Annotated in this window: 3 protein-coding genes and 1 pseudogene; 3 read left to right on the top strand and 1 reads right to left on the bottom strand. The window is 74.1% G+C overall.

Annotation, left to right across the window (positions count from 1 at the left end; genetic code table 11):
• Together AADR41_RS41760 and AADR41_RS41755 are read left to right on the top strand one after the other, a co-directional pair.
• A partial coding sequence (locus AADR41_RS41760; RefSeq protein ID WP_446751211.1) for a hypothetical protein occupies nt 1-184 on the top strand: 184 nt, incomplete at its 5' end.
• Between the two features lie 57 nt (nt 185-241).
• Nucleotides 242-1,834 (top strand): DUF5691 domain-containing protein, encoded by a 1,593-nt coding sequence (locus AADR41_RS41755; protein WP_342287673.1) that lies wholly within the window; start codon nt 242-244, stop codon nt 1,832-1,834.
• A gap of 169 nt (nt 1,835-2,003) precedes the next feature.
• Here AADR41_RS41755 and AADR41_RS41750 read toward each other — a convergent pair whose 3' ends face one another.
• On the bottom strand, nt 2,004-2,417 hold the full coding sequence (locus tag AADR41_RS41750; protein WP_342287672.1) for a cobalamin B12-binding domain-containing protein: 414 nt from the start codon (nt 2,415-2,417) through the stop codon (nt 2,004-2,006).
• Between the two features lie 346 nt (nt 2,418-2,763).
• On the opposite strand from AADR41_RS41750, the pseudogene AADR41_RS41745 reads away from it, so the two are divergent.
• A pseudogene (locus AADR41_RS41745) lies at nt 2,764-3,054 on the top strand (lipase); the annotation flags it as partial.

Here is a 3,054-nt window from a genome sequence, read left to right as displayed (position 1 = left end):
CTCCCGGGCCGCGGGCGGGGGCGGGACGGGGGCCGACGCCGAACACGTCACCGCAACCGGGACCGGAGCCGGGACCACAGCCGCAACGGACACCAGGGGCTTCGCCCCAGCCGGAGCCGCAGCCCGGAGCGGCACCGGCTCCGGGCGGACCGATGCGGCGTCCGGGATCGTGCCGCTCATCTGACGTTGGCCCGAAGCCCGAAGGGGACTCGTGCAAGGGGGACTCATGCAAGGGGGAACGATGCCTCGCACCATCACACCCGCGCCGTGGGAGGAGCTCGTCACCACGGCGCTGCTCGGCACCGACCGCCGCCCGACGGCGAGAGACGGCGCCGCCGGGCTGCTGGACGCGGCGGCGCTCCACACCGTACGGCGCAGGGCGGGGCTCCGGCCCGCCGCGCCCGCCACCCGGCCCGAACCGGCGCCCGTCGACCAACGGCCGCCGCTGCCCCCGGCCGCGCGGCGCAGGCTCGCCCAACTGCTGGCGGACCGGTCGGCATCGGCCGGTTCGGGCGGCCGTCGGGGCACGGCGCCCGATCTCACGGAGCTGATCCCGCAGTGGCTGGCCACCGCGAACCAGCAGGGCTTCCGGGCCCCGGCCGCGCTGTTGCCCGCCCTGCTCGACGCGGCCAGGGCCCGGACGGATCTGCGGCCGCAGGCCCTGGCCTTCGCCGGGCCGCGCGGATTGTGGCTGGCGGGGCTGAACCCCGAGTGGAAGTTCGCGCTGCGCGGTTCGTCCGGCGGCTCGTCGCTGCCCGACCCTACGGAGCCGGCAGCGGTCAACCTGCTGTGGGAGGAGGGGTTGTTCGCCGAGCGGGTCGCCCTGCTCGGCGCGGTTCGGGCCCACGATCCCGTGGCGGCGCTCGCGCTGCTCGCGACCACCTGGCCCACCGAGCGGGCCGAGGACCGGCTGATGTTCCTCGACTCGCTGCGCACCGGGCTTTCCCCGGTGGACGAACCCTTCCTGGAACAGGCGCTCTCCGACCGCAGCCGCAACGTCCGCTCGACCGCGGCCGAACTGCTCTCCGCGCTGCCGGAGTCGGCGCTCGCCGCCCGGATGGCGTCCCGCGCGCTGTCCTGCGTGAGCCCGGACCTCACCGGCGACGAAGCCTCGATCGCCGTGGAGGCACCGCACGAATGCGATGCCGCGATGGAGCGGGACGGAGTGGCGGCGGCGCCGCCGTCGGGGCGGGGGGAACGGTCCTGGTGGCTCGGCCAGTTGGTGGAGGCGGCGCCGCTCGCGACCTGGCCGGCCCGGTTCGGCGGCCGCTCCGCACAGGAGATCGTCGGCCTTCCGGTCGCGGACGGCTGGGCCGAGGAGCTGCACGCGGCATGGTGCCGGGCGACGGTGCGGCAGCGTGACCCCGAGTGGGCCCGCGCGCTGCTCGGCACCCCCTCCCTGCCTCCGTCGAACGGCCCGGGTACGGCATCGCTCGCCGAACGCTCGAAGCTCCTCGGCATACTCCCGTCGGCCGAACGGGCCGGGTGGGTGGCCGACTTCATAGCCGCGCACGGGCTGTCGGAAGCCTTCCAGCTCCTCGGGGTCTGCCCGACCCCCTGGGCCGGGCCGCTGGGCCGCGCGGTCGTCGACGCCCTGGACATCGCCCGGGACGCGGGCAGCTACCCCTGGAGCTTCAGCGGCGTGATGGGCCTCGCCGAGCGCTGTCTGAATCCTGCCGAGGCGGACCACCTGGAGGTCCTCACCACCACCCCGGACGAACCGGAGGACGCCTCACCGGGTGCGAACGGCTACTGGTCGGAGGCCTTCCAGCGGCTGGTCTCCACGTTGCGGCTGCGCGCGGCGATGGACTCGGAGCTGACCCCGGCAGCCTGACAGGACCCTGACGGGACCGACGGCGGACACGAAGCCGACCACGGACGGGCCGGGACGGAGCAGCACGGAACAGGGCAGGACAGAACAGGGCACTGCACGCCAGGACAGTGCCCCGTCCCTCCCGGCGGGACGGCACGGGCAGGACGGGACAGGGTCCGGCCGGCGCGGGTCAGGCCTCCGCGGGATGGCGGACGTTCGCGTTGACCCAGTCGACGATCGCTGTCGTCGTGGCGCCGGGGGTGAAGATCTCCGCGACGCCCTGGTCCTTCAGCGGCGCGATGTCCGCCTCCGGGATGATGCCGCCGCCGAAGACCTTGATGTCTTCCGCCTCGCGCTCCTTCAGCAGCTCGATCACCTTGGCGAAGAGCGTGTTGTGCGCACCGGAGAGGATCGAGAGGCCGATCGCGTCGGCGTCCTCCTGGATCGCGGTGTCCACGATCTGCTCGGGCGTCTGGTGGAGCCCGGTGTAGATGACCTCCATGCCCGCGTCACGCAGTGCCCTGGCGATCACCTTGGCCCCGCGATCATGGCCGTCCAGGCCCGGCTTCGCCACCACCACACGGATCGGACCGGTCACACCCATCACTGCCTCCACATGCCTCTCCCGCGCCTGAAGGGCCGGGGATGTGAACGAACGTTATCTACAGCATCCCGCAAGCCGTCGTTTCGCGGTGGACGGGGAGGGGGAAATCACACGTGGGACATGTTCACCGGGCGACGTTCCCGTAATCACGCGGCACACCTGCCGTGCGGGACCGGCCGCCAGGGGAGCCGCTACGAGGTCGCCGTACCACCGCGCCGCCAGCCGCGCGGCACGGTGGTACGGGCCATCCGGCCGAGGGGCCGGCCGCGCCTCCGTGACGGCACCCCATGAGAGGGCATCCGGGGCCGGAGCCGCCTCCCCCGCCTGCCGGAGCAGGAGGTCGGCCATGAAGGACCTGCCTTTTCTTCCCCCGCTGCTGCGCCTGCCCTGCCCGCGCCCTGCCGCACTGCTGCCGTCCGCCCTACTGCCGTCCGCACTGCTGCCGTCCGCACTGCTGCCGTCCGCACTGCTGAAGGCCACCGCACTGGAGCTGGCGGTGCTCGCCGGGCATGTGCTCCTGTATCCCACCGGCATGTACCCCACCAGCGCCTGCCCCACCGGCGTCTCGGGGGAACGACGGGCCGCACCCGGCCCTCCCGGCCGGACGTCCACCCCGCCCTCCGCGCCACCCGCACCC

Source organism: Streptomyces sp. CLV115 (assembly GCF_038448545.1).
GTDB lineage: Bacteria > Actinomycetota > Actinomycetes > Streptomycetales > Streptomycetaceae > Streptomyces > Streptomyces sanglieri.
Note: the sequence above shows the minus strand (reverse complement) of the source record. Positions and strands in the feature narration are given on the sequence as shown.